The sequence below is a fragment of the Aeromonas sp. 603757 genome (assembly GCF_049171255.1).
Lineage (GTDB): Bacteria > Pseudomonadota > Gammaproteobacteria > Enterobacterales > Aeromonadaceae > Aeromonas > Aeromonas veronii_A.
Window position 1 is genome coordinate 213,078 of sequence record NZ_JAAKOE010000006.1, and the last position, 23,226, is coordinate 236,303.

Below are 23,226 nucleotides of genomic sequence, written 5' to 3' on the forward strand. Positions count from 1 at the left end.
TTAGCAACCAGTGTGGCTCAATATTTCACCCTTGTCCGGTTTTAAAGGCAGGATGATGCAGGTTGCGATAGTGGCTGGGCGCCAGGCCATGCTGGCGTTTGAAGGCGGTGGAGAAATGGTACTCGTTCTTGAAGCCGCACTGCTCGGCCAGCAGCTTCACCGGGTCGGCCCGGCTGGCCAGCAAGAGCGCCGCCCGCTGCAGCCGCAGCCGTTGCAGCAGCGCCATGGGCGCCAGCGCGAAGTGCTGCTGGCAGAGCCGGTAGAGCTGGCGCTCGGAGAGATGCAGGGCGCCGGCCATGCGCGCTATGTCCCACGGCTCGGTCAGCGCCTCTTTGAGCAGCAATTCGAGGCGCAGCGCCAGCCGCTCGCCACGCCGCTGCCCCTCCCCCTTTTGCAACAGACGGCGCAGGTAAAAGCCGAGCTGCTCAACCAGCAGGGCGCTGAGCAGCGGGTCCTGATGGCGCTCCTGCTCCGCATAGAGGTTCTCGATCGTGCGCAGTACGGTGGCCTGCTGGGAGGTACAACCGAGCCGGGGGTGGCTGGCGAAGGCATCCCAGGGGGAATCCTTGTGCAGCAGCAGCCACACCAGCTCCCACTCACTCCCCTTATTCACCTGCTGGTTCAACGGCTCACTCAACTGATAGCAGATTGGCTCCCCGGCCGGGATCAGCGCCCACTCGCCGACCTGCAACCGCTCGCGGCGATCGCCCACCTGCACCTCCCCCTCACCGCCCAGGGTCAGCAGAAAACAGTGCATATCGGCAAAGCGGCGCGCGATGCGGTAGCGGCTCTTGAGACGGGAATAGCCCGCCAGCCACACCTGCTCCTGTGCGAGGGCCGGCAACAGGCTGTCACAGCAGATCTGCTCGCGGCAGTCGGGGGAGACATCGATAATCTCGGTGTTGGCAGTTTCAGACATCATCAGGACGGGCTCAGCCATGTCGAAGGGACAGGCCCCAGCATAGCATCAAGGGCATCGAGTCACAGGAGACCAGCCATGCATATCCATCACGTCGCCATCTGGGCGCAGGATCTGGAGGCACTCAAGGCATTCTACTGCACCCTGTTTGGCGGGCAGGCCAATGAGCGCTATCACAACCCGAGCAAACAGTTCAGCTCTTACTTCGTGCGTTTCGAAGGGGGCGCCAGCCTGGAGCTGATGCACACCCCCATACTGTTTCCGGCGGATCTGCACCTGCCGCACCCGCTGCAGGGGCTGGCCCACCTCGCCTTCTCCCTCGGCAGCGTGGAGGAAGTGGACAAGATGACCGCCCGCCTCAAGCTGCTCAAGGGCGCCGAGGTGAAACACCTGGACGGCCCCCGCTGGACCGGCGACGGCTATTACGAGAGCACCTTCCTCGACCCTGAAGGCAATCGGCTGGAGCTGACCATCTAATCCCTGAATGCTCCCCTCACCCTGGCCCTCTCGTAAGTTCGATTAGCGAAGCGTAATCGGACAACGGTAACGGCATTGCTCCCTTCTCCCGTTTATTAAAAAAGGAGGAGAAGGGCTGGGGATAAGGGAAAGGAAAAAGAGATTTCGCGGTAAACGTTGGGCTTCACTGCGCTCAGCACCAACCTACACGATCGGTAGGTTGGTGCTGAGCCTGCGAAGCCCAACATAAGAAAGCTCTACGCGAAGATATGACTTCAGAAAATGTCAAATTAAGTTGCTATTATATTGTTCTTTTATTTATCTCTTTTACTAATTCGAACAACATATTAGTTGTTTTTAACGATGGGTCTTTGTTTTTCCGTAGCTTAATCTGCTTGATATAAACCTCTTTTCCTCTAAGTCCAACCTCCATTGTCACCCGCTCTCCCGCCATAACCTTATAGATGAATGAGGTTCTATCTCTCAACTTATCTAAATATGTAAAAACACAATGCTCCATTTCAATTCCTTCTTGAATAAGTTGATTGATAGAGCAGATCTGGGACATAAAATCTGGATGTTCAATATCTAAAATTGGAAGAGGCTCATCATGCTCCAAAAACATTTTGTTCTTGTTTAAAATATCAACCCAACCATCATGAACTTTAAGCAATTCTTGCGCAGACTTGCATGACCTGACGATATGCGAGCTATTTTTTATCCCAATATGAGCACCGATATTTATAGTGTCCATATATAATTCATTGATTTTATTGACACCAATTTTATAGGTTCCAAGTCTATTATCTATACCTTTATTAAAACCATGTATTATTTTAGAGCCTATCAAAGATGGATAACTATTAAGCACATATATATCAGAAACAAATACTTTCTCTTCGTGCTTAAATGAATCGACAAGATCATCCTTTTTTATAGCCTTAATTATTTCATCAGCCTCATGTTCACTGCCATTTAATATTCTAATTTTACCGACAAACTTAACATGCCGCTCACCCACCTCTGAGCCGACTATTTTTGTTAAAATTTCCTTTCTCTTAAGTCTTGCATAGTGATGCATAACATGTGCAGATGACTCATCATATAACTTGACACAAATCAGCCATGCTAATGTCGGTGAAGTTCTAAATACATCCATTAATTCAGGGTAAATAGCAAGTGCGTTTGAAAAAAGAGACTGTTTATGAGTAAGCGACTTAATAAAGTCATTATTTATCAAATTAGTGAAGAATTCATTTTTCTTGATTACATCAGGAAACATAGATAAGACCGGGAGACCAACGTTATAACTAGCCTCGAATTCCATGTTTTCATCATACAATTTTACTTGATGGTCTTTATCCAAAAATCTAATATCCATTACCATTTTCAATAAAGGATAAAAAGATATTACCACTCGATTTGAAAATGATAACACTTTCATTTTTCAACCTTATTGACGCGAGACAGTAGCTCTTGTAGAGCAGATATATGCTGTTGCATTCTTTCGTGTTCTTCTTCACTAAACATAGTTTTTAATTTATCACAAGTTACATTTAGCTCAAACAACCTACTTTCTGCCATCACCACATTTAGCCTATTCAAATTATCTATGACCTCATTTCCTTTTTTAGTCAGCGTGCCTAGATCTGCCTCAATTACACCTAGTTTTATTTTCGCATTATCACTGGAAGTTAACCTCGATGCGATATCCAATATTGGTTTTCTTAGTACAAGAATTGCGATTAGCACTATAGTTGGCCATGACAATATTAATTTAAGAACATCTATATACTCTGTTTGCATAAACATTCCTCTTTATTTAAAGCATTGGCAATAAAAACTCGTAACTCATTACATTCTGCGGCAATCTCCCCTTACCGCCGTCCAATCCATCACTCCCCCAACCTCTCCGCCAATCCAGAATAACGCTCGGTCTTTTTCCGAACCGCTTGTGCCAGCAGGGCGCGATCGCCGTAGAGATCGAGTTTCGCCTTGGCGCGGGTGATGCCGGTATAGACCAGCTCGCGGGTCAGCAGCGGGCTCGGGCTGTCGGGCAGCACCAGCACGGTATGGGCAAACTCGGAGCCTTGGGATTTGTGGATGGTCATGGCGTAGACCGTCTCGTGGGGTGGCAGACGGCTGGGCAACAGCGCCCGCAAGGTGCCGTCCGGCTGCTCAAACCAGACCTTGAGCCGGCCACTTTCGTCGGGCAGGCAGAGCCCCATATCGCCGTTGTAGAGACCGACCCCGTGGTCGTTGCGCACCACCATCACCGGGCGACCGGCATACCAGTCGCCGTCGCGGGCAATCAGGCCAGCCCGTGACAGGGCCAGTTCGAGCCGCTCGTTAAGACCCAGCACCCCGAACGGGCCATCTCGCAGGGCACAGAGGATCTGGAAGCTGTTGAATGCCTTGAACACGGCGGCGGGCGCTTCCCCCGCGCGGGCCGCCTTCAGATAGCTACCGTAACCGGCTACCCCCTGGGCAATCAGGGCGTCGTAAGCCTCTCCGGCCCAGGGGTGCAGGCTGATATCGCTAAAGCCCATGCCCCAGACCGATTCCACCGCCGCGGCATCGCCGCTGTTGCAGGCGCGCGCCAGCTGACCGATGCCGGAATGCTGATCAAAGCGCCAGCTCTTGGCCAGCAAACAGAGGCTGTCGCGCACCGGTGCCCCCGCGGGCGTGCCCTGCAGGCGGTAGCCGGTCTGGCGGGATAGCCAATCCGCCTGCGCCGGGCTGATGCCCTGTTCGATAAAGCTGCAGATATCGCCGAGCACGGCCCCCGCCTCCACCGAGGCGAGCTGATCCTTGTCGCCGAGCAGGATCAGGCGGGCGTGGCTTGGCAGCGCATCAAGCAGGCGCGCCATCATCGGCAAATCGACCATGGAGGCCTCATCCACCACCAGCAAGTCGAGGTGCAGCGGGTTGCCTTTGTGGTGGCGGAACTGGCTGCGCCCCGGAATGACCCCGAGCAGCCGGTGCAAGGTGCCCGCTTCGGTGGGGATCGCTTCCACCCATTCGGGGGGCAGATCGAGGGCCTGCAGGGCAGACCCGATACTCTCGGTGAGGCGCGCCGCCGCCTTGCCGGTGGGGGCCACCAGCCGGATCGCCGGGGCCTTGCCTGTTTGCAGGCCGGTCTCCACCAGAATGGCGAGCAGTTTGGCGACCGTGGTGGTCTTGCCGGTGCCGGGGCCGCCGGAGATCACCGCAAAGGGGCGCGCCGCCGCGGTGGCCGCCGCCAGCTTCTGGCCGTTGCAGCAGAGCGCCTCGGGCACCAGCGTATCCAGCTTGCTCAAGTCGCTCGCCGCCTGGGCGCTGGCCAGCAGCCCCTCGATGGCGGGCCAATCCACCTCGCTCGGGAACACCAGATCGAGATACTTCTCGATAAAGTGGCGGGCCGAGAAGTCGGGGGAGAGGCGGGCTTTGAGCAGAGCCCGGAACACCAGAGCGTAGTCGCGGGCAAACAGCCGCGACAGGGCCGGGGCAATCTCCGGCCATTCGGCTCGCTCGCTCAAAGCACGCAGATGGCGGGCCACCCCCAGTTCAAAATCGTGGTAGCGGGTGAGGTAGAGCCGCCCGTGCCACAGCCGCAGCGGCCAGCGCGGGACGAGCCCGTCATCCTGCTCACAGCCGACCAAGGGGCTGGCCGCAAACAGGGCGGGCCAGCGGGCAGGATCCGCCAGATCCAGCAACAGATCCCGGCTCTGCTGGGGATCCAGTCCGAACGGGCGCAGGGATCCGGCAGCGAGCATCTCCAGCGGCAGACAGACATGGCCGCGCCCCAGCTCGAAGCAGGTGAGCGCCGCCCCCAGCACCAGCTCGGGGCTGCCGCCAAGGTCGGCCACCAGCCTGGCAAATTGCAGATCCAGCTGGCGGATGCGGCCAGCCAGCGCCAGTGTTTTCAACCGTTCAACCATCATTGCGCTGGCTGCGGTGCTGATCATGGTGCCGCTCATGCCTCTACCTCGTTCAATGGATGAGATCCTGCTGTGGGTGTCTCACAACCTTCGCTAAACAACTTATCCAGCCCCGACACCAGTTCACGGCTCGGGCGGGTATGGAAAATGCCCCCCTGCGGCATACCGCGCAGGAACAGATAGAAGACGCCGCCAAAGTGCTGCTCGAAGTCGTAGTCCGGCAGGCGCAGGGTGAGCAGCCGGTGCAGCGCCAGCGAGTAGAGCTGGTATTGCAGGTCGTAGCGGTGCTCGGCCATCGCCCGCTCCAGCGCCGGACGGCTGTAATCGGCGGGGCTCATGCCGAGGTGGTTCGATTTGTAGTCGAGCAGATACCAGCGCCCCTGCCACTCGAACACCAGATCGATAAAGCCCTTGAGCATCCCCTGCACGGTGGCAAAGCTGAGCGGTTTGTTGCCCCGCGACAGCGGGTCGTGCTGCTGGCAGAGGGCCGTCAGCGCCGGAGCCGTCACCCGCCCCATGGGCAGGAAGAACTCCAGCTCCACCTGTTTGCGCTCGGGGGCCAGATCCCGCAGCCGCACCGGCTCGCCAAAGCCCGTTTCCAGCGGGGTATCCAGCACCGCCTCCACCTGCTGTTGCAGCACTTGGGCCCAACTCTCGTCGAAGCCGTCTTGCAGCAACAGACTGGCGATATGCTCTGCCAGCGGCTCGCCCGCGGCGCTTTGAAAGTCGATGGTCTCGAACAGGCTGTGCAGCAAGGTGCCGGGGCGCGCCCCTTTCGGGAAGGTGAAGATGGAGGGCTGGGGCGCCTCTTCCGGCTGCTCGGAAGCCAATGCGGCCGCCTCGGTCACTACCTCGTCATCGAAGCCGGGATTGGCCAAGACCCCCTTGCTGTGACCGTGGCCCTGCGCCGCCAGCCCAGAGTAGGAGCTGATCCACCAGTCCCGCTCAAGGGAACCGCTAAAGTGGCGCACCTGCGGCTCGCCCAACTGCTCCTCCTCTGGCGGCAGCGGGGCCGGACGGGTGAGCGAGGGCTCACCGACGGCCACCCCGGGCAGCGCCTGTGCCAGCTCGGTCAGCGCGGTGGCCAGCGTCTGCGCATCCCCCTCCTCGCCCTTTTGCAGCAGGTAGCCGATGGCGGTGTGGTGCAGGTCGGTCTTCTCCGACTTGCCAGCCCCCGCCCGCACCGGCGCCAACCCCAGCCAGGTGGCATAGACGCCCCGGGTCAGCGCCACATAGAGCAGCCGCAAATCTTCGGCAAGGCGCTCGCGGTCTGCCTCCGCCAAAGACCCTTCGGCGCCGGTCAGATCGAGAATGGTGCGATTGCCCGCCTCATCCGCCTCGTGATAGAGCGGGGTCTCGGCAGTTCTGTGGCTGCAGATAAAGGGCAGGAACACCAGCGGATACTCCAGCCCCTTGGATTTGTGGATGGTGACTATCTGCACCAATTTGCGCTCGGATTCGAGGCGCAGTACCTGCTCCGCATCCTGGCCGTTGGGGCGGCTCACCGCCTCCCCCAGCCAGCGCAGCAGGGCGTACTCCCCGTCCAGCTCGCTGCTCACCTGTTGCAGCAGCTCGCCAAGATGGAGGAAGTTGGTCAGCCGCCGCTCGCCATAGGGGCTCGCCAAAAGCGAAGAGGCGAGATTGCGCCGGTGCAACAGGGCCCGCAACATCGCCAGCACGCCGCGGCGGTGCCAGATCTTGCGATACTCCATAAACTCCTGCACCGCGCTCTCCCACGCCCGCTCGTCGCTGGCCAATCCATCGAGCGCCTTGGCATCGAGGTCAAACAGGCCGGTGGCAAGCGCCGCCCGCAGGCTGCGCTCTTCGCTCGGGTTCTGGCAGGCATGCAGGATCAGCAGGATCTCCCGCGCCTCCGTCTGCTCCAGCACGCTCTCGCGGTTCGACAGATAGACGGAGGCGATGGCGAGCCGCGCCAGCTCCTGCTGCACCAGCTTGCCCTCGGCGCCGGTTCGCACCAGCACGGCGATATCCCCGGCCTTCACCGCCTTGTCACCGATCAATGCCTTGCCCTCGCGGGCCAGGGTCAGCAGGCGGTGGATCTCGGCGGCGGTGGCGCGGGCCATCTTGCTCTGGTAATCCCCCCGATTGAAGGTGGGCTGGCCGGTCAGCTGCCAGCAGTGGAGCACGGGGGCGGTGACGCCATCGAGCAGCAGCGCCTTGCTCTTGCCCTGCGCCTCCACCGGCAAGAAGGGGATATCCGCTTCGTAGATAAAGGGATCCTTGGCCCGCTCGAACAGGCCATTGACCGCCCCTACCAGCGCACTGCTGGAGCGCCAGTTGCGCCCGAGGGTGTAGTGGGCGCTCACATTTCGCCGCGCCTGAATGTAGGTAAAGATGTCGGCGCCGCGAAAGCCATAGATGGCCTGCTTGGGGTCACCGATCATCAAGAGCGCCGTGTCGGTGTGGCCGCCGTAGAGGCGATGGAAGATGCGGTACTGCTGGGGGTCGGTATCCTGAAATTCATCGATCATCGCCACCCGGTAGGTGGCGCGAATCCGCTCGCAGAGCCGCTCGCCAAGGCTGGAGCCGAGCGCCCCGTCGAGATCTTTGAGCAGGTCATCGAACGAGAGCTGATGGGCCTGCCGCTTGCTGGCCTGCATCCGGCTGCGCACTACCTTGGCGGCCCGTTGCAGGATCAGATCCCGAATACCGGGGCGGCTGGCCAGAAGCTCGTCTATCTGACTGAACAGCGGCTGGGTCGGCACAGCGCCCCCCTTCTTGAGGTTCTCCTCCAGCACCGTCTGGCCAAAGCGCTCCAGCTCCTTGGGGATGGCATAGCCACTGGCCTCGTCTTGCGCCCAGTCGGCTATCTTGGCAAGCCAGCCTTCGTAGTTCTTGCCGGTATAGCGGCTTACTTGCCCATCCGTCTGGCGGCGGATCTCGTCCGTCTGCGCCAGCCACTCGCTCTTCACCGCAGCGATGCGGCTCATGGCCGCCTGATGGCGGGCGGCGAGGGTCTCATCCCCCAGCGCGGGATGGATCTCCAGCTCGCTGTTGTCGAGCCAGCTGCCCATCTCCCGCAGCAGGGCGGCGGGGCTCGGCCAGAGCGCGCGCACGGCGCTGGCGAGGGCTTTATCCACCGGATAGAACTCGGCACGCCAGTAGTCGCTCACCGCCTGCAGCCTGAGCTGGCTGTCGTCGGTGAGAAATTCGGTCTCGAAGAGGGCGCCTGACTCGAAGGCGTTCTGCTTGAGCATCCGCTGGCAGAAGCCGTGGATGGTAAAGACCGCCGCCTCGTCCATCTGCCGCTCGGCGGCCAGCAGGCGGCGGGCCGCCAACTCGTGATCCGCCACCTCGTCCAGCAGTTGGGCCAGCAGGGTGTCACTGCTATGGCCGCGCATAAAGGCGAGCCGCGCCTCGTGAATGCGACCGCGGATCCGCCCGCGCAGCTCGGCGGTGGCCGCTTCGGTAAAGGTCACCACCAGAATTTCGGTCACCGAGAGCGGCCGCTCGTGTGCACTCGGCTGACCGGCATCAGCCCCCTCTTCGATGAGCGGGCCATGGCCCAGCAGCAGACGCAGATAGAGACCGGCGATGGTGTAGGTCTTGCCGGTACCGGCGGAGGCTTCGATCAATCGTTCACCATGGAGGGGAAAACGCAGGGTATTGAGCGGGTTAGCCATTATTTCAGCTCCTCCAGGGTCTTGAGCAGCGGGGTCAGGTGTTCACGGGCCAGCGCCTGCAACTGCCCCAGCACCTCGTCATCGAGTTCGGGGAAGCAGCGGGCGACGTAAACGTCTTGCCCCTCCCCATTGATCATCCAGCCGCCGTTGAAACGGGTGAGAGCCGCCTTGTCGGCCGCCTCCGGCTTGTCGGGATCCTTCTCGACCGCCTTGAGCCAATCCCAGGCGGTATTGGGGAAGAAGGGCAGCGGCCGCTTCATCCCCTGCGCCCAGCACGCCACCAGCGCCGCCAGCTTGGGGCGTGCCTCGTCAGCCGAGAGCTTGGCTAACCGCAGACTCTGTTTGGCATCGAACAGCAGGGTGTCGCCGGGAGCGCCGCTCAATGAGAGGCAGAGGTGCTGGATCCAGCCCAGCAGCAGATCCTTGCCGTTGAAGCTGCCGGGTTTGACCACCAGCAAGCGCCCCTTCTGGGTGTCGATCCACCCTTGCAGCTGACCCTGAGTGAGGGAGATATCGATCTCCACCGCCTGCTTTTCTGACTCACTGGCAGCAACCCATGGCCGCAGCCGATCCGCCAGCTTGCCCATCTCGGCATCCAGATCGTCCAGCAGCAGGCTGCCGAACCACCCTTGCGGCAGCAGGCCGGTGAGCTGCAATCGCTCGCGACGCTCGGTACTATCCCCTTCCGCCAGATGGGCATCGAGCAGCAGATCTTTCAGCTGATAATGTTGCAGGCCATCCAGCTCGAACGGCTCGCTGTCCTCGATGTTGGCATCGTTCAGTTCAAACCACACCTTGAGGCGACGGTTGAGGAAATATTTGGTGGGCTGGCGATAGAAGCGCAGCAGCTCCGCCAGCTCCAGCCCCTGCTCCTTGCCCCATTCGGGGGGCAGCGGCAGCTCGCCGCTCTGGAAGTTGGCCGCGCCGCGCACCGGATTGAGGGCGGGTAGCCAGTCGGCGGCATAGGTAAAGAGGCGCGAACCCGCCTCCGGGTAGAAGTAGCTGCGGCTGTAGGGGGTGAGCGGGTGCGCCACCATCAGGTGGTTGAGCAGCCGCTTGCCGGAGGTTTCGTCGTCGAGATCCTCATCCCCCGCCAGCACAAAGCCCTGTCGTACATAGTCGATCAGCTCCGCCAGCAGCACCGACGGCACCTTGTCGCTGTTGTCCTGGGCGCTGAAGCCCTGATAACTGATATAGAGCCCCTGCTGGGCACTGAGCAGCGCCTCGAGGAAGAGGTAACGGTCATCATCGCGTCGGGAGCGATCCCCCCGCCGCGACGCCACCGCCATCAGATCGAACCCCATGGGAGCCAGGGTGCGCGGGTAGACGCCGTCGTTCATGCCGAGCAGGCAGACCTGCTTGAAGGGGATGGAGCGCATCGGCATCAGGGTACAGAAGTTGACCTGACCGGCGAGGAAGCGCTGGCTGGAGCGGGACTCCCCCAGCACGCTGCCGAGGTAATCCTGCAACAGGTCAGCGGTAATGGGCTGCTCGAAACGGGCTTCACCAAGCCGGGTCTGCCACTCGGCCAGTTGGCTGCGAATCAGCTGGAGCTGACGCTCTTCATCTTCGTCGGCCAGATAGAAGCGCTCCAGCAGCGCCAGCAGGCAGGCATTCCACTCGGCCAGCGGCTGCGCCTGTTGCAGGCGGGGCAGGAATTCGGCCAGCGAGTCGACGAACCAGGCGAGCTTGCCGAGTGCCAGCCCCTGTTGCCCCTCGATATCGGCGTAGGGCAGAATGCCCGCCACCGGTTCGCCATCCCCCATGGCAAAGCCGAGCAGCATGCGGCGCAGGCCGAACAGCCAGCTGTTGCCGGACATGGGCGGCAGATCGAAACGGACGGGATAGCCGTCATCCAGCCCCCAGCGGATGCCGGTCTCCTGCACCCAGACCCGCAGCTGGTTGAACTCGTCGTCATCCAGCTCGAAACGGCGCAGCATGGCGGGCACCTCGAGAATGGCGAGCAGCTCCCCGGCCCCGAAACGGGCGTTGGGCAGCCTGAGCAGGGCGAGGAAGCTTTGCAGGAGCGGGCTCTCCTGACTCGCCGCCCGATCCGAAACCGCAAAGGGGATCTGGCCGCGCGCCCCAAACACCGCCTGAATGTAGGGGCCGTAGCTGTTCACATCCGGCATCATCACCACCACATCTTTCGGGGTGAGGGTGGGATCCTGTTCGAACAGCGCCAGCAGCCGGTCGTGCAGCACCTCGAGTTCGCGCATCGGGCCGTGGCAGGCGTGGATCTGCAAGGATCCATCCGCCGGATCGATGGGGCTCTTGTGGCGGCTGCTGTCGAGATCGAACTGACCGGCGCCCCGTTCTGCCAGCTCCAGCACATCCTTCTGGATGGCGCGCAGCAGGCTAACATTGCCTTTGCTATCCACCTCGTCGATATCGACGAAGGCCTCGATTTGCGGCACCTCCAGCTCCATCAGCTGATGCAGGTAGTCGCGCCCCAGCTTGCCCATGGAGGCGAGCAGCGGGTTGGCGGGGCCCTGCAGTGTCTCGATGTCGGTGCCGGGTTTAAGCTTGTTTTCGAGGCGCGCCAACGTCTTGCGATCCAGCAGATCCCCCCAGTAGTAGCGACAGGGGTTGGTGACGAACAGGTGCACCTCCACCTCCGGTCGGCTGCCGAGGGCCAGCAGCGCCTCCACATAGCGCGGCGGCAGCGCCGAGATGCCGAACACAAAGACCCGTTGCGGCAGCTTGCCCGGCAGATCGGCGGTGCGCTCCAGCTCGTGGATAAACTCCTCGTAGAGGTTGGCGCGGTGGTAGCCACTCGGAGAGAGCGCCAACGTGCGTGCCACCAGCTCGCGCCACAGCTCCGGCTGCCAATCCTGACCGCTCACCCCGGCCAGCTCCTGACTCAATCCTTCCCCCTCTTCCCAACGGGCGATCCAGTCCGGCCGGTAGACCAGATATTGGTCAAAGAGATCCGCTACCTTCTGGCAGAGCTGCCACAACCGCACCTGCTCGGGCTCCTTGGCAGGCTCCTCCTCATCTCCCCCGCCCAGATAGGCGGCGAGCGGGGCAAAGGCGGGGCGATCCAGCAAGGCGGGCAGAATGGTCATCAGCTGCCAGCTCATTGAGCCCTTGTTGTAGGGGCTCTGGCGCGGTACATCCGCCAGCACCCGGGTGAACATCTCCCAGATAAAGCTGGCGGGCAGCGGAAAGTCGATATTGGCTGCGATGCCGAACGCTTTGGCCAGCTCCAGCTTGAGCCACTGGGCCATGCCCGGACTCTGCACCAGGATCTGCTCCCGATCTAAGGGGTGAGAGAGAGGGGCCTGCCGGATGCGGCTCACCAGCAGCTCTTTGAGCAGATCCAGCTGATTGGAGTGGTAGAGGGTAAACATGAGCAATTCCCGCCTGTGGATGAGAGGGGGCGAGGGAAAAGGCGAGCCATTTCCATCACTTCACAAGAGAGGGAATTGTCAGGGATCGGGGGGGAAGATGCAAAAGGCTCTTGTGGCCAGCAGGCGGGTAAACCGCTGAACCATGAGGGGCGCCGCAGATTTGACGCACCGCCTCACCTATCCGGAAAACGCAGACAGAAAAAAGCCGGTGCAGTTGCACCGGCCAAAAGGCATTGGAAAACTTGACTCTTCAGGGCATTACCAGTTTTTGCCGAGACGGGCATCCACACTGAAAGCCCCTGCTCCGGCCGCCGCCAGCGCCAGGAAACCACCGGCCACTGAGACGTTCTTCATAAACATCAGCATCTGCATCTGTTCGGCAGGCTGATAGTGGAAAATAAAGGCAGCCATCAGGGTGAAACCGGCCAGCAGCACGGAGAGGCTGCGGGTAAAGAGACCCAGCACGACGGCAAGGCCACCACCCAGCTCAAGCAGGATCACCAGCGGCAACATAAAGCCCGGCACGCCCATCGCTTCCATATAGCCCTGAGTACCGGCATAGCCGCCGATCTTGCTCCAGCCCGCCATTACGAACATCAGCGCCAGCAGTACACGACCCGCCAGCAGCGCTACATCTTTCATCTTGTCCATTTCATATTCCTCGTTTGTGTCACATCACCGCTGACTGCTTCAGGGTAGGTCAAATAACAGAGCTTGGCTGGCACTGGTCGCAACCAGCTCCCACCGGTATTCATCACGACTGAGTACCCCGTCGCCGGGTCGGGCAGCCAGACCGTTGGCGGTCAACTCCCCTGAAATCATCTGCAGGTAACCGTGTCGGCCAGCCAGTGCCCATTCGAGCGCCTCGCCCGGGGCCAGTTCCAGCCGCCATACGCGGGCCTGTTGGCGGATCCGCAGCGATCCCGCCTCGCCATCCGGTGACGCCACCAGCGTCATGCCCGGTCTGGACTCGATCTTCTTCTGCTGATACCCGGGTGGCGTGCCGAACTCGTTCGGCTCGATCCAGATCTGCAACAGGGAGAGAGGATCCGTCTGCGAGGGGTTGTACTCGCTGTGGCGGATCCCGCTGCCTGCGCTCATCAGCTGGAAATCCCCTGCCGGGATCTGCTCGGCATGGCCGAGGCTGTCCTTGTGCTCTATGGTGCCTTGCAGCACGCAGGTGAGGATCTCCATGTTGGCGTGAGGGTGGGTGGCGAATCCGCCACCCGGCGCAACCAGATCCTGATTGATCACCCGCAGTACCGAGTGCCCCATCCACTCCGGGTCATAGTAGTGACCGAAGGAGAAACTGTGGCGCGCGTCCAGCCAGCCAAAGTTGGCCTTGCCCCGCGCTTCTGCGGCTCTCAATTGCATCATGGTGTGCTCCTCATCTACCGGGACGGTTGATTAACGCTGTTTGCCGCTACCGATACCGAACGGAATACGGTATTCGCTGCTCTGGTCAGCCAGGCTGACGGTCAGGTTGCCCTGGGTACGGCTCGGGATCCGCACCTGCTGGGTGCCTGTCAGGTTGGCGTGGACCGATGCCAGCAGATCGCCAGACTCGTCACGCACTTCAAGCATCGGATTGGCTTTGCCATCCATTGCGGCAGTGGCGTTCCAGTTCACAAACAGCACACCGGGCATGGCATTGAAGTCAGCCGGTACGGAAGCCTGGGCGAAACCAGTGGTCATCAGGCCTGCAACGGCCAGCATCTTGATTACGTTTTTCATGTTCATTCACTCTCTTGTTTTATATGTCATTGCCAAGGCCTTTTCGGCCAGAATCAATGCATCCATGCAAGAGGTTATTCAAATAGTGTGTTGTTCTTTCACCGACGTCAGACAGACCGATTTGGTGTGTCACAGTGCGGAACTACCCGCATATTTGGCCGCTCGACGTTCCTGCCTAAGCGTTGATTGAATATTAAAGTGACATGACCTAACTTGTTAGCGAGATAAACTGGCAAACATATTCAAAAAAATTGAAGGTGAGGAATGGCCAAGGAATCGAACAAGGAGCGGGCGCTGACCCTGGAGGCAATCCGGGTGCTGGATGCCATCGACCGCCGCGGTAGCTTTGCGGCGGCGGCCGACGAGCTGGGCAAGGTGCCCTCGGCATTGAGCTATACGGTGCAGAAGCTGGAAGACGAACTGGATGCCATGCTGTTTGACCGCAGCGGCCACCGCACCAAGTTCACCCCGGCGGGGCGCATGCTGCTGGAGCGCGGCCGGGTCCTGCTGGAGGCAGCCGAGCATCTGGTGGGAGAGACCCGGGCATTGGCCCGTGGCTGGGAGACCGACATCACAGTCGCCGTCGATGCGCTGGTCCCGGTGCAGGCCCTCTACCCCTTGGTGGAGAAGCTGGCCGAACAGACCGATACCCGACTGCGGCTGCGGGCCGAGGTGCTGGCGGGTAGCTGGGAGTGTCTGGAAGATGGTCGCGCCGACCTGCTTATCTCTTCCATCAACCCCGACATCATGATGACCGGCATCAAGCATCAGGTGATCAAGGACGAGGTGATGCTCTACGTCGCCCATCCCGATCACCCGCTGCATCAGGAGCCCGAACCCTTGGCCGACGAGACCCTGCGCCGCTACCGCGCCATCGCGGTGGCCGACACAGCCCTGCGCAAACCGGTTCTCACCTACCGCCTGCTGGACAAGCAGCCGCGCCTCACTGTCAGCACCATGACGGAGAAACGGGATGCCCTGCTGGCAGGGATCGGCGTCGGCACCATGCCACAGAGCTGGATTGAGGAAGACATCCGGGCCGGTCGGCTCAAGGTGATCAGCCCCGAATATCGCCATCAATTGCAGGTGGTGCTGGCCTGGCGGCGAGACACCATGGGCAAGGCCAAAAGCTGGCTGGTGCGGGAGATACCAAAACTATTTGCAACTGGTGAGAAATGAGATCCAGTTAACAGAAATGTTAATTGCATGCCTCACTTGACGCCCAATATCTTTGCTGATTTCATAGCCGCCTCATTGAACCCATGGAAGCTGTAGAAAATGAAAAAGAGTTTGCTGGTTGCCCTCACCACCCTGCCCCTGTTTGCCAATGCCGGCCTGATGGATTCGCTGACCGACAGCGTCACCAGCAGCGTCAAGGATGCGGCCAGCACTGCCGTATCCGGTGCCATGGACAGCGCATCCAACGAAGCCATCAAAAAGGCGCTGGATATCAAAGAAGGCGGCTCCAACAAGCAGGCAGTCAAAGAGAAACTGGGCGCTCCTGCCTCTACCAAGACCGAGGCCGGTCTGGAAGTGTGGACCTATGACCTGGATGCCCTGAAGAAGGCCTCTCCGCTGCTGGCAGAAACCACCAAAACCCTGCTGAAAGATACCGACGCAGCCAAGAAAAACGTGGTCATCAAGTTCGAAGGCGAAACCGTCAAGAAAGTAGACCTGACCGACAAGGCTCAGGGCTAAGTTCGCTCGTCCGGTGAAGTCGGTTGCACACCCGCACCGGCACAGATAGCAAGAGGGGGAGCATCAGGCTCCCCTCATTTATTGGCTATCACCAGCGTTTAACCAATCTGCTACTCAACGCAGTAAACACAAAAAGGGTGGCCTCGGCCACCCTTGGGTTGATAACAGCTGGCGCTGTTACTGGTTCGCTTCGGCGAACTGCTTCATCGCTTCGGCGTGCTTGGTCATACCGGCGGCACGCTCGTTGAGCTTCTTGATAAACTCCGCCTTCTTGGCCGGATCTTCAATGCGGTCATAACGTTGCTGCAGGTTGGCCTGGATCTGCTCCGGGGTCATGTTCTGCATGCGGGCCATCTTGTCGTGGCGACCACCGTGGTGTTTGCCACCCATCATGCCACCACCGTCCATCGGGCAATCCACCATGGCACCGGGCTGGCCAGTGGGGGCTGCTTCACTGGCTGCATAGGCACCCAGCGGCAGGCCAAGGATCAGGGTGGCGGTCAGCAGGGTTTTGGTCAGCTTTTTCATGGTCTATCTCCTGTAGGGATGATTCTGGTTCGGCGCTCTTGCCTTGCCCTCAAGTAAACACCCTATCGGTGTCTGAACTTTGCCAGCATCGCCCTTTTTTGTAGCAGAGTGTGGCATCGTGCGGATCTGGCACACTTTGACACAAACCGCCGTCCGGATTTTCGTATACTCGGGCCAACGCCAAGAAGGGGAGGTATTCATGAACCAGGGCAACACCCACATTCTGGTGGTCGACGACCACAGCGAGATCCGCGATCTCTTGAAACGCTTTCTGGAACAGCACGGCCTGCGGGTCAGCTGCGCCCGGGATGGCAAGGAGATGAAGCGACTGCTGGAGGAGCGGGAGTTCGACCTGCTGGTGCTGGATCTGATGATGCCGGGTGAAGATGGTCTGACCCTCTGCCGCGAGCTGCGGGTCAAATCGAACCTGCCCATCATCATGCTCACTGCCATGGGGGAAGAGACCGACCGCATCATCGGATTGGAGATGGGGGCCGATGACTATCTGGCCAAGCCCTTCAACCCGCGCGAGCTGCTGGCGCGGATCAAGGCGGTGATGCGCCGCACCCAAGCCGAGACACAACCTGCCGCTGACACCCTGACCCGGGATCTGCGCTTCGATCGCTGGCTGCTCGACGTCAATCGCCGGGAGCTGGTCGATGAGGATGGGGTGGGCCTCAGCCTCTCCACCGCCGAATTCGATCTGCTCAAGGTGTTTCTCGAACGCCCGCAACGGGTGCTGAGCCGGGATCAACTGCTGGATCTGGCCCGTGGCCGCGAGGCGGTGGCCTTCGATCGCGCCATCGATACTCTGGTGAGTCGACTGCGCCGCAAGCTGGAGCGGGATCCCAAGAATCCGGAGCTGATCAAGACCATCTGGGGTGGCGGCTATATGTTCTCCGCCGACGTGACGCAGGCATAAGCGGTGACCTTTTTGAAACGACTGTGGGCAAAAATATGGCCCAAGGGGCTGACAGGCCAGATCATTCTGGTGGCGCTGGCGGGGCTGATCCTGATCCAGCTGCTCAGCATCCAGATCTACCGCTCGGATCGGGAGGAGGCGCTTGGCTTCGTCAACAGCCGCAACGCCATGCAGCGGATCATCTCTGTGGTCAGGCTGCTCTCTCTATCACCCCCATCTCTCTATGACGAGATCCTCAAGGCGAGCCGCAGCGAAACCCTGCTGCTGCGCCTCTCAGACGAACCACTGCAACCGGATAATCGCAGCCCCCGCTTCGAGCAGTTGGTGCGCTCTCGGCTCGGCTACCCGCAGGGTCTCACCATAGAGATCAGCGCCGAGCTGAAAGAGGATGCCCAGCGCAGCAAAGCCTGGGAGCATCACGCCCGCATGATGCGGGATCGCAAGGGGCCGCCCCCGCCACGAGATATGCGGCTCTATGGCTCCATCGAACTGCCCCAGGGGGGCTGGCTGCAGTTCAGCTCGCTGGTCGACAAGGAGGCGGGCAGCTGGTCGTGGCAGACCACCCTCAACCTGATGCTGGTCGCCAGTCTGGTGATCGGGCTGATGGTGCTGCTGTTTCGCCGTGCCACCCGCCCGCTCAAGCAGCTGGCAGGCAATGCGGAGCGGCTCGGGCGGGGCGAGGATATCGAACCCTTGAAAGAAGAGGGACCGACCGAGATCCGCGAATCGATTCAGGCCTTCAACCGGATGCACACCCGGCTCGACCGCTTCGTGCAGGACAGAACCCGGATGCTGGCGGCCATCTCCCACGACCTGCGCACCCCCATCACCAGCCTGCGGCTACGCACCGAGTTTCTGGCCGATGGCGAGGACAAGGAGCGCATCCAGCAGACCCTGCAGCAGATGGAGCAGATGCTGGCGGCCACCCTCAGCTTTGCCCGCGAGGAGGGGCAGCAGGAGGCCACCCGCGAGCTGGATCTGGTCAGCCTGCTGGTCAGCCTGTGCGATGACTATGCCGATACCGGCCAGCCGGTCACCTGTCTGGCGGAGGGCAAAGAGGTCTACGCCTGCCGAGCCAACACCCTGCGCCGGGTGCTGCAGAACCTGATCGGCAACGCCATCAAATATGCCGGCAGCGCCGAAGTGTCGCTGGAGCGGCGCAAGGAGGAGCTGTTGATCCGGGTCTGCGATAACGGGCCGGGGATCGATCCGGCGCGGCTCGAGGATGTGTTCAAGCCGTTCGTGCGGCTCGATGAAGCGCGCAACACCGAGTCCGGCAGCGTGGGGCTCGGGCTCTCAATTGCCCGCACTCTGGTGCATCAGCACGGCGGCGAGTTGACCCTGCTCAATCGGCCACAGGGGGGACTGGAGGCGCGGATCAGCCTGCCGCTGTAAGTAGTTACTCTATCCGCCAGCCTTGTCATGGCGCCATTTGCATCATGCAAACTTCATCATTTGAGCGCTTGTTCTTCGATGAGAAAGACGGTGATAATCGGTGACCACGGGACGGTATACGGCAACGGATTGGAGCAAGGATGGCCTCTTCCAGGACAGGAGTCATAGTCAGTATCGGGTGGGGGCTCCTGCTGCTCGCCCTTGCCCTACCTGCCTGGGCCAAAGCCCCGGAAGAGCCGCTCATCATTACCAACTCCAAAGCCTGGCAGCCCTTCTCCTATATCAATGAGTCGGGCCAGCCGGATGGCCTGCTGATCGATTTGTGGCGTGAATATGCCCGAGTGACCGGCCAGAAGATCGAGTTCAGGCTGGTCGACTGGCAAGGCTCCCTCGACCTGCTCCATGAGGGGAAAGCGGACGTTCACGCCGGACTGCTCTGGTCACCGGAGCGGGACAAACTGTTCGACTATGGCCGGCCTCTCGCCCAGCTCGACTCCCAACTCTTCTTCTCGAGCGAATTGCGCGGCACCGATGTCCACTACTACCTGCTCCATGAAACGGTCGGTGTGGTAGCCGGTGGCTACGAGGAGTATTACGCCAGACGCTACTTCCCCGGCACCAGACTGCAAACCTTCAATGACAATGACACCCTGCTGGCTGCGGCCTTCAAGGGTGAAGTGAAGGCCTTTATCGCCGATCTGCAGGTCGCCAACTTCTACATCTATACCTCGGACGATCCCACCCGCTTTATTCCGGTTCGCCACCTCTATACCGACCAGATCCGCTTTGCAGTGAAAAAGGGCGACCTTGCCCTGTTAAACCGGCTGGAAGAGGGGTTCGCCAAGCTCAAAGAGAGCGATCGGGAGCGGATCATCCGCAAATGGATGCATGTCGAAACCGTCTACCCCATCCATCTCGGTCCCTGGCTGCTGTTGGCCGGAGTGTTAATCATGGTGGCCTACATAGTGCAACTGCGCCGCGCTGTTGCCAGCCGTACCACCGAGTTGAGCCGCGCCAACGCCAGACTGGAGAAGCAGGCCAGTACCGACCCCCTGACCGGCCTGCTCAACCGACGGGCATTCATGCCTGCCATGGAGCAACGACTGGCAAGCGGGGAGCCCTGTGCTCTACTGCTGTTCGATGTGGATCACTTCAAGGAGACCAATGACCGCTTTGGTCATGGCATCGGGGATCTGTTGCTGGAAAAGCTGGCCACGACTGTGACCAACCTGTTGCCCGAAGAGGCTATGCTGGCCCGCATCGGCGGCGAGGAGTTTTGCCTGCTGCTGCCGCTGGCCACGCTGGCAGAGACAGAGCAGTGGGCCAAACGCCTCTGTCAGGAGTGCAATCAACAAACCCTGTACACCAACAATAGTGCAGTGACACTATCCATCAGCACAGGTGCAGTCTGGGTAGCAGCAAACAGAGAAGCAGATGCTGACCAGCTATTGCGGCAGGCTGACGCCCTCATGTATCAGGCCAAGGGACTGGGGCGCAATACCTGGCAAGCCGCCGCCTATCAGGCATAGTCCCCTGACGAACACGCAATAAAAACGGCCGCCATCGGAAGATGGCGGCCGCATGACAGGTTCCCTATCAGAAGTTGTAAGTCACGCCCAGGTTGTAGCGGCGACCATCCAGCACAGTGCCATAGCTGCTGTAATCCACTGTCTTGTCGAACAGGTTGTAGACCCCGGCAGTCAGATCCAGATGCTTGTTGGCCTTGTAGACCAGGCCCATGTCAAAGAAGGTGTAGGAAGGAGTCCCTTCCGCCATCTTGACCCGGCTCAGGTACTCGGAGGTCTCGCCACGGAAGTTGACCCGTGACCAGAGGCTGAGATCCTCGGTGGTTTGCCAGTCAACACTGCCGTTGAACATGTGACGGGGCATCTGGTTGAGGGCATGACCCGCCAGTGGACCACTCTTCTGCTCAGACTGGGTAAAGGTGTAGCTGGAGCTGACCGACCAATCCTCATTGATGGCCCAATCCATCATCCCCTCGACACCGCGCATGTTCGCCTTGTCGACGTTGACCCGATCACTGATGAAGTCATAACTGTGACCATTGAGGGTACAGGCGGGATCGCTCTTGCTGGTGCAACGACGCACTTCGGATATCTTGTTCTTGAAGTCGGTGTTGAACAGGGTCACTCCGGCGTTGAAGCCCTGATGACCATTCCACAGCAGGCCGATCTCTTCACTCACGCTGGTCTCGGGTTTGAGATCAGGATTACCGACCAGCATACCATCCAGGCTACCGCCACCGGTGACCTGACCCCAGTTGGCCGCTGACATCCGCAAGTCAGGAGAGCGGTAACCGGTCGAGACGCCTCCTTTCAAGGTCCAACTGTCATCCAGATGCCAAACTCCGTAGAGGCGAGGGCTCCAGTGAGAACCGTAGTTCTGATCCCGATCCATGCGTGCGCCACCGGTCAGGGCAAAGCTGTCAGTGAGTGACCACTCATCTTCGACAAACATCGCCCAGCTCCAGCGGGTCAGCTGCTCGGCAGGGTTGGCCACTTTCAGGGTATTACCCTGATCGTGCAGATCCTCATAGCGATACTGACCACCGACGCTCAAGTAGTGATCCCCCAGAATAAACTGGGTATGGGTATCGGCGATGGTGTTGGTGAGCTCCATCTTGCGGCCGGGGTTGGTGTTGGTTTCCTGCTGCAGATAGCTGCTGGAGGAGCCGAAATCATACTGACCATCATGGGTCAGCGCATAGTTGGTGCGCTCGTATCGGTTAAGGCTATCTTTCGCCTTGGCAGCCAGCGAATTGCCGGCCGTGCGATCCCGATCCTGCAGACTGCGACTGGCTTCCAGATCGAAGCGGTTATGGTCATCAGGCTTGAAGCTGAGCACCGCCGTGCCACTGCGAGTCTCCTGCTCGGCAAAACCCTGGATAAATTTGTCTTCACCACGATGGGCGAGCTGACCATTGAAACGCAGCCCCAACACGCCATCGATCAGTGAACCTGCGGTATAGGCATCGGTCTGGAAGCTGTTGCCAGCATCCTTGTTCTCCTGGAAGGTAGAATCAGCATGAACCGAGCCCTGCCAGGCCAGACCGGTGGTCTTGCGGGTAATCACGTTAATCACGCCCCCCATGGCATCGGAACCATAACGGGATGACATGGGGCCACGGACGACCTCAATGCGCTCAATCGCCTGCAGTGGCGGCAGCCAGCCCTGTTCGATACCCGGACCATCGCTGTTCGGGCGAGTGCCACGGCTATCCACCTTCTTGCCATCAACAAGCATCAGAGTGTATTTCGACCCCATACCGCGAATGCTGATATCACTGCTGCTGCCACCGCCAGTCACCACAACACCGGGAACATCCTTCAGGGCATCGGTCACATCGCGATATGCCCGTTTCTCCAGCTGCTCACGGGTAATCACGGAGATGGAGGCGGCAGAATCTTCAATCTTCTGCTGGAAGCCGGAAGCGGTGACGACCATCACCTCTTGTTCGGCAGCATAGGCCTGGGTCGCAAGAAGGGAGCAGATCAACAAGGCAAGCTTGTTCGGTTTCACTGTTGTCATGTTTTAGCCTGAACATTTTTAGTAGGAAGGTGACGTATTCCCTTACTTCACTCATTACAACGCCCTGGCATCCGGCCAGACGCAGCATTAGAAAAGGCTCATTTGAAAAGCACTTTATTAATCAGCCCGCATTGTAACGACCCCGACCCGATCATTCAAACAATAATCATTATCATTTGTATTGCATGGCATTCCTGCTGAAAAACAGCTCATTCTTGATAAGAGACTGCTTTAATGGAATAAATCCATAAGTAAAAAAGGGGATTATACAAACAAGTGGAAGCGATGACGTACCGTTGCAAGATGGCCTGGTTTAATCCTCAAGCTCTATCAGCTCGCAGCGGAACAATATGGCCAAGATGGGATGTGTTGCGATACAGAGGTGGAAACAGGAGCAAGAACACCAATAGGGGAAGGTATTGCCATCGTGGCGGGATATCGGCAGCTCACCAGCAGGCTAAAAAAAACATCAAAGCCCAGTCGTAAGACCGGTCATGAAGCCGAGCTTTGGTATTTGTTCTGGTATGCAAACCTGTGGGTCACTTGATAAAAACGCCCATAACAAAAAGGCCTTCCCATCTGGGAAGGCCTTCAAATTAGTGGCGGAGCGGACGGGACTCGAACCCGCGACCCCCGGCGTGACAGGCCGGTATTCTAACCGACTGAACTACCGCTCCGCATTCGGTTAGCTTTCGCTAAATTGTTTGCCGCGTCAGTTAGGTGTCATCCTCGCAGCCAGTGACGTCATTCTTCACATCACCGTTTAATTGGGTGCCTGGCAGTGTCCTACTCTCGCATGGCGAATGCCACACTACCATCGGCGCTACCGCGTTTCACTTCTGAGTTCGGCATGGGATCAGGTGGTTCCACGGCGCTATGGCCGCCAGGCAAATTCTTCAATCTGAGAAAGCTGATGTAAGTAGTTTCGTATTCGTTACAAGGCTCGAAACACTTCTTGGGTGTTGTATGGTTAAGCCTCACGGGTAATTAGTATGGGTTAGCTCAACACATCACTGCGCTTACACACCCCACCTATCAACGTTGTGGTCTCCAACGGCCCTTTAGGACCCTCAAGGGGTCAGGGATGACTCATCTCAGGGCTCGCTTC

General features: G+C 59.5%; 17 protein-coding genes, 1 tRNA gene and 2 rRNA genes. 6 read left to right on the forward strand and 14 right to left on the reverse strand.

The window, feature by feature from the left end; all coding sequences use genetic code 11:
* Window positions 1-25 precede the first annotated feature (25 nt).
* Complete coding sequence (locus tag G5332_RS08370; RefSeq protein WP_266135480.1) at window positions 26-922, reverse strand: helix-turn-helix transcriptional regulator; 897 nt, start codon at window positions 920-922, stop codon at window positions 26-28.
* A 75-nt stretch (window positions 923-997) separates the two neighbouring features.
* Here G5332_RS08370 and G5332_RS08375 point away from each other — a divergent pair, with 75 nt between their 5' ends.
* Window positions 998-1,396 (forward strand): VOC family protein, encoded by a 399-nt coding sequence (locus G5332_RS08375; protein ID WP_016352226.1) that lies wholly within the window; start codon window positions 998-1,000, stop codon window positions 1,394-1,396.
* 280 nt (window positions 1,397-1,676) lie between these two features.
* Here G5332_RS08375 and G5332_RS08380 read toward each other — a convergent pair whose 3' ends face one another.
* From G5332_RS08380 to G5332_RS08415, 8 genes are all read right to left on the reverse strand, one after another.
* Window positions 1,677-2,819, reverse strand: a complete 1,143-nt coding sequence (locus tag G5332_RS08380) for a PcfJ domain-containing protein (protein WP_216979686.1) — start codon at window positions 2,817-2,819, stop codon at window positions 1,677-1,679.
* Window positions 2,816-3,181 carry a hypothetical protein gene (locus G5332_RS08385; protein WP_139734584.1) on the reverse strand — a complete coding sequence of 122 codons (366 nt, stop codon included), beginning with the start codon at window positions 3,179-3,181 and terminating at the stop codon, window positions 2,816-2,818. Before G5332_RS08385 ends, G5332_RS08380 begins: the two co-directional genes overlap by 4 nt.
* An 89-nt stretch (window positions 3,182-3,270) precedes the next feature.
* A complete protein-coding gene (gene recD, locus G5332_RS08390) occupies window positions 3,271-5,334 on the reverse strand; it encodes an exodeoxyribonuclease V subunit alpha (protein ID WP_421311220.1) in 2,064 nt (687 codons plus the stop codon).
* Window positions 5,331-8,939, reverse strand: coding sequence for an exodeoxyribonuclease V subunit beta (gene recB / locus G5332_RS08395; protein WP_421311221.1), 3,609 nt, complete (start codon window positions 8,937-8,939; stop codon window positions 5,331-5,333). The genes recD and recB overlap by 4 nt, the downstream gene beginning before the upstream one ends.
* A complete protein-coding gene (gene recC / locus G5332_RS08400) occupies window positions 8,939-12,292 on the reverse strand; it encodes an exodeoxyribonuclease V subunit gamma (protein ID WP_421311222.1) in 3,354 nt (1,117 codons plus the stop codon). The genes recB and recC overlap by 1 nt, the downstream gene beginning before the upstream one ends.
* 258 nt (window positions 12,293-12,550) lie before the next feature.
* Window positions 12,551-12,943: a DoxX family protein gene (locus G5332_RS08405; RefSeq protein WP_005336513.1), complete on the reverse strand. Its 393-nt coding sequence runs from the start codon at window positions 12,941-12,943 to the stop codon at window positions 12,551-12,553.
* Between the two features lie 39 nt (window positions 12,944-12,982).
* Complete coding sequence (locus tag G5332_RS08410) at window positions 12,983-13,669, reverse strand: pirin family protein (RefSeq protein ID WP_108541868.1); 687 nt, start codon at window positions 13,667-13,669, stop codon at window positions 12,983-12,985.
* A 30-nt stretch (window positions 13,670-13,699) separates the two neighbouring features.
* Window positions 13,700-14,032 (reverse strand): hypothetical protein, encoded by a 333-nt coding sequence (locus G5332_RS08415; RefSeq protein ID WP_013723379.1) that lies wholly within the window; start codon window positions 14,030-14,032, stop codon window positions 13,700-13,702.
* 258 nt (window positions 14,033-14,290) lie between these two features.
* Here G5332_RS08415 and G5332_RS08420 point away from each other — a divergent pair, with 258 nt between their 5' ends.
* Entirely contained in the window at window positions 14,291-15,205 is a 915-nt protein-coding gene (locus G5332_RS08420) for a LysR family transcriptional regulator (RefSeq protein ID WP_043821788.1), read from the forward strand.
* A gap of 99 nt (window positions 15,206-15,304) precedes the next feature.
* On the forward strand, window positions 15,305-15,724 hold the full coding sequence (locus tag G5332_RS08425) for a hypothetical protein (protein ID WP_139406620.1): 420 nt from the start codon (window positions 15,305-15,307) through the stop codon (window positions 15,722-15,724).
* A gap of 177 nt (window positions 15,725-15,901) precedes the next feature.
* Here G5332_RS08425 and G5332_RS08430 read toward each other — a convergent pair whose 3' ends face one another.
* On the reverse strand, window positions 15,902-16,252 hold the full coding sequence (locus tag G5332_RS08430; protein WP_005355311.1) for a hypothetical protein: 351 nt from the start codon (window positions 16,250-16,252) through the stop codon (window positions 15,902-15,904).
* Between the two features lie 199 nt (window positions 16,253-16,451).
* On the opposite strand from G5332_RS08430, the gene G5332_RS08435 reads away from it, so the two are divergent.
* From G5332_RS08435 to G5332_RS08445, 3 genes are all read left to right on the forward strand, one after another.
* Window positions 16,452-17,174, forward strand: a complete 723-nt coding sequence (locus G5332_RS08435; protein WP_216979694.1) for a response regulator — start codon at window positions 16,452-16,454, stop codon at window positions 17,172-17,174.
* A gap of 33 nt (window positions 17,175-17,207) precedes the next feature.
* Window positions 17,208-18,569 carry an ATP-binding protein gene (locus G5332_RS08440; RefSeq protein ID WP_216954487.1) on the forward strand — a complete coding sequence of 454 codons (1,362 nt, stop codon included), beginning with the start codon at window positions 17,208-17,210 and terminating at the stop codon, window positions 18,567-18,569.
* A gap of 140 nt (window positions 18,570-18,709) precedes the next feature.
* A complete protein-coding gene (locus G5332_RS08445) occupies window positions 18,710-20,098 on the forward strand; it encodes a diguanylate cyclase domain-containing protein (RefSeq protein WP_421230857.1) in 1,389 nt (462 codons plus the stop codon).
* 67 nt (window positions 20,099-20,165) lie between these two features.
* Here the strand turns inward: G5332_RS08445 and G5332_RS08450 are convergent, their stop codons facing one another.
* The 4 genes from G5332_RS08450 to G5332_RS08465 form a co-directional block, all read right to left on the reverse strand.
* Window positions 20,166-22,118 carry a ligand-gated channel protein gene (locus G5332_RS08450; RefSeq protein ID WP_005355314.1) on the reverse strand — a complete coding sequence of 651 codons (1,953 nt, stop codon included), beginning with the start codon at window positions 22,116-22,118 and terminating at the stop codon, window positions 20,166-20,168.
* A 600-nt stretch (window positions 22,119-22,718) separates the two neighbouring features.
* A tRNA-Asp gene (locus G5332_RS08455) sits at window positions 22,719-22,795 on the reverse strand.
* Between the two features lie 96 nt (window positions 22,796-22,891).
* Window positions 22,892-23,006, reverse strand: a 5S ribosomal RNA gene (gene rrf, locus G5332_RS08460).
* A gap of 78 nt (window positions 23,007-23,084) precedes the next feature.
* A 23S ribosomal RNA gene (locus G5332_RS08465) occupies window positions 23,085-23,226 on the reverse strand; the annotation flags it as partial.